We start from the raw sequence: 6896 nt of genomic DNA on the forward strand, positions 1-6896 counted from the left end.
CGGGAGCCAAGTGCTTCCGCCAGGTTCCTGCCAGCCAACCAGCACGCACCGGGCATCACTGCATGGAACAGCCGAAAGCCAATACCCTTCACCGCCACCTTCCGCTGCTGGCGGTTCTGGCTTGCCTGCTGTTGCTGCCGGCACGCACTGCAAGCGCTGCCGATGACCTCTCCGGCTACTGGCTCGGCGAGATTGGCAGCCCACGCGAGAAGGTCAGCATCGGGCTCAACCTGCAGGCCGACGCCAACGGCCGCTATGACCTGCAGCTGGATCTGCCGATCGCCCACCTGCGCTCACTGCCCCTGCACGGCAAGGCCGATCTCGACGACAGCAACACCCTGGTCCATCGCACCCTGCACATGGCGCTGCGGATGCAGGACAAGGAATTGACCGGCACCTTGCTGGGCAGCGGCGAACGCCTGCGTCTGCGCCGTGGCACGCCCGCCGGGCTCCCCACCGAACCCGCAGCCAACACAGCGCCCCAGGCCCTGCCAGGCCCGCGCTGGAAGGCCCACCTTGGCGGCCAGATTCTCGCCTCGCCGGTTGTCGCCGATGGCATCGCCTATATCGGCACCACCGCTGGCACCCTGTTTGCTGTCGACCTCGCCGATGGCAGCCTGCGTTGGGGCAGCGCATTGGGTTACCCCGTCTATGCAACCGCGTTGGTGACCGACGACGCGGTGTTCGTCAACAGCGATGGTGGCTACCTGCACCGGCTTGATCGCAAGACCGGCCGCGAGCAGTGGCGCTCTTCCATCCAGGATGCGCGCAGCAGCCGCGAACCTCCGCAACCGCAATCGGCGGCCTGGGAATGGCAAGGTCCACGCCCGCTGCTCGGCAACGGCCAGATCTATATCGGCGGCAACGACGGCAGCGTGCAGGCGCTGGACATGCGTACCGGCGCCAGCCGTTGGAAGCGACAGCTTGCCGGTCGCATCCAGCATGGCCTGGCCAGCGATGGCACCCAACTGTTCGCAGTCACCGAAGCAGGCGTGGTGCAGGCACTCAATGCGCGCACCGGCACCCCACTATGGCAGTACCGTCTTGCCTCACGCCCGGGCGCAGCACCGGTGGCGCATCGCGGTCGCGTGTTCTGCAACGACCGCAGCGGTGTGCTGCACGCAATCGACGCCAATACCGGCAACGCGCTGTGGCTGACCCAGTTCTGGACCTCATGGATCGAGTCCGAGCCGTCCTTCGACGGCAACACCCTCTACATCGGCTCCTCGGACCTGCGCAAAGTGAGCGCCATCGACATCGTCAGCGGGCGCGTGCTGTGGCGCACCGACGTCGGCGGCTGGAGCTGGGGCACGCCACTGGCGCTGGGCGACCACCTGCTGGTCGGCATGGCCGCCGGTCACCCCTATTTTCTTGAGCATGCCGCTGGCGTAGGCGTACTTGATCGACGCGACGGGCGCCTGCTCGCCACCCATGCACTGCCATCCGGGCGCGGCTTCCAGTGGGGCATCGCCGGCAATCTGGTCAATCATGCCGATGTGCTTGTTGCTGCCGATATCGAAGGCGTGCTGATGGGCTTTGCACTTGATGCGATGATCAAATCCAGTAGCGCCGCCACCATGCAGAGCACTGCCGTGCCGCCCGCCTTGCCTTCCCTCCCCCCGCGGATCGCAGCAACCGCAACATCAACTGCAAACGCAACAGCGGCTGTCAATACGCCAGCCGTCAACAACAAGGATCCATGATGCACCGACTCTCCAGCCATGCCCTGCACGCCGCCCTGCTGCTCGCCCTTGGCGCTGCCAGCGGCCATGCAGGTGCTGCCACCAGCAGTGCAAGCGTCCAACTGTTGCCGGTCGAAGTAACCGGCGCCAGCATCATTCCGCGCCCGGTATCGGTGCTGCCAGGCAACGGCCGCTTCACCGTCGATGCCTCCAGCCGCGTGATCGCGGCTGACGGTGCCAGCGAAGTCGCCACGCAGTTCACCCAGTTGCTTGCACGCACCACACCGCTGCAGCTCAAGCCCAGCAGCAGTGGCCAGGCCAAGGGCGCGATCCAGTTCCGCATCAGCAAACCTGCTGCCGATGCATCAGTGGAAAGCTACTCGCTGCGCATCAACAACGATGGCGTGCTGGTCGAAGCCGGTGATGCACGCGGCCTGTTCTACGGCGCGATGTCGTTGTGGCAGCTGCTCGCTGCTGCACCGTCGAACAGCATCACGCTGCCGGCCATGCAAGTGGAGGACGCGCCGCGTTTCAACTGGCGTGGCTTCATGCTCGACTCGGCGCGGCACTTCCAGAGCATCGACGACATCAAGCTGATCCTCGATGCCATGGCCACGCACAAGCTCAACACCTTCCATTGGCATCTCACCGATGACCAGGGCTGGCGCATGGAGATCAAGCGCTATCCGAAGCTGACCGAAGTGGGCAGCTGCCGTTCTGCCGCTGGCGAAGCCGGCATTGGTGCCGATGGCAAGCCGCATCTGTATTGCGGCTTCTACACCCAGGATCAGATCCGCGATGTAGTGGCCTACGCCGCCGCCCGCCATATCACGGTTGTGCCCGAGATCGACGTACCAGGCCACGCCCAGGCCGCGGTTGCCGCCTATCCGGAACACGGTGTTGTCGATGGCCCGACCCAACCGTCGGCCAACTGGGGCGTGAACCCCTATCTGTTCAACCCGCGCGAAGAGACCCTGCAGTTCCTGGAAAACATCCTCGCCGAAGTGCTGGAGATGTTCCCCGGCCAGTACATCCATATCGGCGGCGACGAGGCGGTGAAGTACCAGTGGCAGGATTCGCCGCAGGTGCAGGCCTATATCCGCGAGTTGGGCCTGAAGGATGAAGAAGCACTGCAGTCGCACATGCTCAAGCGACTGGAGAAGTACCTGGAAGACCACGACCGCAAGCTGATCGGCTGGGACGAAATCATCGAAGGCGGCCTGCCGCCGCAGGCCACGGTGATGTCCTGGCGCGGTATCGAAGGCGGCATCGAGGCGGCCACGCATGGCCACGATGTGGTGATGGCGCCAGGCAACACCCTGTACCTGGATTTCCTGCAGACCAATCTGCCGGAAGAACCCACCGGACGTCCCAAGTTCACCTCGATGCAGCGCGTCTACGCGTTCGACCCGGTGCCGGCCGAGCTGACCCCGGCGCAGCGCAAGCACGTGATCGGCGTGCAGGCCAACATGTGGACCGAACACACCCGCAACGGCAAGGACCTCAAGCACAACGTGTTCCCGCGCCTGGCCGCGCTGTCCGAGATCGCCTGGACGCCGCTGCAGAACAAGAGCTACGACGACTTCCTCGCACGCCTGCCGGCGCAGCTGCAGCGCTACAAGGCATTGGGCATTGATTACGGCCAGACCGCGCTGTCGGTGGCAATGAAGCGTCAGGACGATCGTGCAGCTGAGAAGGTAACGGTCGAGCTTTCCAACCCGCTCAGCTACCGCGACATCCGTTACACCACCGACGGCAGCACGCCGACCGCGCAATCACCGGCCTATCCCGGCGCGCTGACCTTGCCGGTGCCTACCGTGCTGACCGCGTTGACCTTCTTCAACGGCAAGCCGGTGGCCGACAAGCCCAGCCAATGGAACTTCGATGCGCAGTCGCTACTGACCCGCACCGACAAGACCCTGGCGCAATGCCCGCAGGGCGGCCGTCTGCTGCTGCGTCTGGTCGACGACAACCCGCTTCACGGTGAGCGCGACAACTTCGACGTCACCATCTTCAATCCGTGCTGGTTGTGGGAGGACGCGCAGCTGCAGGACATCGCCTCGATCAAGGTCCGCGCCGGTCGCATTCCCTACAACTTCGGCCTGCTGCGCCCGGAGGAAGCCAAGCGCGGCTTCCGCAAGCCGGTAAGCCAGTATGGCGAGTTTGAAGTGCGTGCCGGCTGTGAGGGCCGCGTGCTGGCCACCGTGCCACTGCCGCAGCAGCCGGGCAAGGATGGCTTCATTGAACTGGAAGCACCGCTGCAAGCCGGTGCCGAGCAGATCACCGACCTGTGCATGACCTTCAGCGGCGATACCCGTCCGCAGATGTGGGTGCTGGACCAGGTGCATCTGCAGCCGAAGAAGTAAGGCCCGGGGAGAAATCGCCGGGAAGGCGCGGTGCGGTACGTGAGTCCTCTCCACCCACGTCCCGCACCGCACCGACTTTGCAAAATCACCGGCACCATGAAGGTGCCTGTGATGGCGCAAACGTAGCAGCCCAGGTGCCGTCAGCGTAAGTGCCATGACAGCGGAAATGGCTGATTTATCTAAAGAATTAAGTTGCAGCCGCAACCAGACCAGGTTACGCCACCGCGCAGGCGAGGCGTTATCGGCTCAGCGCCCTTGCAGCCTCACCAGCAAATCCCGCAGCGGCGTCAGCACCGTCAGCATGCCGATCAGTACACCGCTGGCATTGGCCAGCGCATCCATTGGATCCGCCATGCGCGTGGCAGTCAGTGCGCCCTGCGCCCACTCGATGCCCACCCCCATCGCAACCAAACCTGCTGCCACCCAGCACAGCGCGCGGCGGCTGCCGAACAGCTGCACTGCACTGGCAGACAGGATGAAGTAGGCCAGCAGGTGCTCAACCTTGTCGCTGTTCTGCGGCAGGTTCAATTCTGGCGGCGGGATCAGGCACACCACAATGACGGTCAGCACCGCCGCACGCCACAGGCCCAACCAGAACCCCTGCCGCCGCAGTGGCTTCAGCGTGGTGCTTACAGCCGCCACGTCAGGTCACCGAGCAGGAAGGCCGCCGACATGTCGACGTCACGGCTGAAGCCCATCACCTGGAAACGCTCGCCCATTTCAGTCGGCAAGGTCAGTCGCTTGAGCTGATCGCGCAGGCGCAATTGACCGACTTCATCGGTGCGCGCCTCGGCCTGCAGCAGCAGATCGGTGATGCCGTTGCCGAGCAGGAAGTTGGCCTGGTTGCTGTAACCGGCCAGCTCGAAACCGGCATGGGTGCCGGCCTCGGCCAACGCGGTGAAATCCACCGAGGCGGTGATGTCCTGCAGGCCTGGCCACAGGAACACGTCGTTATGCACGCGGTGACGGTAGAACGCGCGCATCGTGCCGTCCGTGCGGTCGTGCTGGTAGAACTCGCTGCGCGAGTAACCATAGTCGACGAACAACATCGCACCACGCTGCATGCCACCGGCCACGGCCTGGATCCAGTACGGCAGCTGCGGCAGCACCTCTGAGCGGTAACCGTGCGCGAACGGGCGCTCCAGATAACGCTCCACGTGCCGCACCGCGCCCAGCATCAGCTGGTCGGCCGGTTGCGCGCCGCGCACGAAGCGGCCTTCGCCGTCGAGCTCCACGGTCTCTTCATAGATCTCGCCTTCGTCGGCGAGGAAACGCGGCGTCGGCAGCGCATCGATGACTTCGTTGGCGAACAGCACACCATCCCAGTCGTCATCGAACGGCCGGTCCAGCCACTCCACCAGCGCGAACACCGGCGGAATCAGTGCGCGTTCGAGGCGCTCGCGCTGGCGCTCGCGCAGGTCGGCGCTGGGCTCGAGGATGGCGTAGCGCTCAGGCAAGGCATCCAGCTCCAGCAGGCGCTTGAGCATGACTTCGGCGAATGCACCGCTGCCGCCGCCCAGCTCCAGCATGCGTGCCTGCGGACCGAGCTGCTTCAGCACCGGCGCCACCGCGTTGGCGGTGGTGGCGGCAAACAGCGCGCCGATCTCCGGCGAGGTGACGAAGTCACCGGCGGCACCAAACTTGCTGGCACCGGCGCTGTAATAGCCCCAACCCGGCGCATACAGTGCCAACTCCATGAAGCGTGAAAACGGCACCGCACCGCCTTGGGCAAGAATGTCCGCACGCAGGTGCGCGGCCAGCTGCTCGCTGTGGGCAAGCGCGTCTGAATCGGGGGTTGGCAGGTCGGAATGCATGATGCGGCGGTTTGCGAGGACAATGCACAGGATAGCTGAGTAAGGAAATCCCAGATGACAGAATCCCAACGGGTGGCCCTGGTCACCGGCAGCGCGCGCCGGATCGGCGCCGGCATTGCCCGTCACCTGCATGCCCATGGCTACCGCATCGCCCTGCACGCGCACCAATCCAGCGAGGAGCTGCAGTCACTGGCCTTCGACCTGGAAAGCGAGCGCGCGGGCAGCGTATTGGCGCTGGAGGCCGACCTGCGCGACGTGGCCGCCCTGCCCGACCTGGTGGAACAGACCGTCGGCCAGTTTGGCCGACTGGATGCGCTGGTCAACAATGCATCCAACTTCTTCCCGACCCCGTTCGGGCAGGTCCAGCCGGAGCAATGGGATGAATTGTTCGCGGTGAATACGCGCGCGCCGTTCTTCCTGGCGCAGGCCGCCGCACCGCATCTGATCAAGCAGCGCGGCGCCATCGTCAACCTGACCGACCTGCACGCCACCCAGCCACTGCGCGAGCACCCGGCCTACAGCTCGGCCAAGGCCGCGCTGGAGATGGTGACCCGCTCATTGGCGCTGGAGCTGGCCCCGCACGTAAGGGTCAACGCCATCGCCCCCGGCGCCATCCTCTGGCCCGAGCAGGGCAAGAGCGAAGCCGCCAAGCAGAAGCTGATGGAACGCACACCGCTGGACCGCCTCGGCACCCCGCACGAGATCGCCTCGGCGGTCCGCTGGCTGCTGGACGATGCCGGCTACATCACCGGCCAGACCCTGCGCCTGGACGGCGGCCGCCTGCTGACCTAGTGCCACGCCCCCGTAGTGCCGAGCCATGCTCGGCAGGGGCTTTACCAGCGAACAGCTGCCCTCACCCCAACCCCTCTCCCGCATACGGGAGAGGGTGCAAAGCATAGTGCCGAGCCATGCTCGGCAGGGGCTTTACCAGCGAACAGCTGCCCTCACCCCAACCCCTCTCCCGCATACGGGAGAGGGTGCAAAGCGTAGTGCCGAGCCATGCTCGGCAGGGGCTTTACCAGCAAGGCCGATGC

Annotated in this window: 5 protein-coding genes; 3 read left to right on the forward strand and 2 right to left on the reverse strand. The window is 65.3% G+C overall.

The annotated features are described in order from the left end of the window. The first annotated feature begins 62 nt into the window (after window positions 1-62). Window positions 63-1703, forward strand: coding sequence for an outer membrane protein assembly factor BamB family protein (locus ACVOL0_RS14260; RefSeq protein WP_481549669.1), 1641 nt, complete (start codon window positions 63-65; stop codon window positions 1701-1703). Beyond that, window positions 1703-4048, forward strand: a complete 2346-nt coding sequence (locus tag ACVOL0_RS14265; RefSeq protein ID WP_481549670.1) for a beta-N-acetylhexosaminidase — start codon at window positions 1703-1705, stop codon at window positions 4046-4048. Before ACVOL0_RS14260 ends, ACVOL0_RS14265 begins: the two co-directional genes overlap by 1 nt. Before the next feature lie 246 nt (window positions 4049-4294). On the opposite strand, the gene ACVOL0_RS14270 is transcribed toward ACVOL0_RS14265, so the two are convergent. Then, the gene (locus ACVOL0_RS14270; protein WP_481549671.1) at window positions 4295-4690 is read right to left on the reverse strand and encodes a VanZ family protein; all 396 of its coding nucleotides are present in this window, start codon (window positions 4688-4690) and stop codon (window positions 4295-4297) included. After that, the gene (locus ACVOL0_RS14275) at window positions 4678-5862 is read right to left on the reverse strand and encodes a class I SAM-dependent methyltransferase (RefSeq protein ID WP_481549672.1); all 1185 of its coding nucleotides are present in this window, start codon (window positions 5860-5862) and stop codon (window positions 4678-4680) included. Before ACVOL0_RS14275 ends, ACVOL0_RS14270 begins: the two co-directional genes overlap by 13 nt. A 54-nt stretch (window positions 5863-5916) precedes the next feature. Between ACVOL0_RS14275 and ACVOL0_RS14280 the strand changes: the two genes are divergently transcribed. Beyond that, a complete protein-coding gene (locus ACVOL0_RS14280; RefSeq protein WP_481513788.1) occupies window positions 5917-6654 on the forward strand; it encodes a pteridine reductase in 738 nt (245 codons plus the stop codon). Window positions 6655-6896 lie beyond the last annotated feature (242 nt).

It is taken from the genome of Stenotrophomonas sp. STEN021, assembly GCF_056760175.1.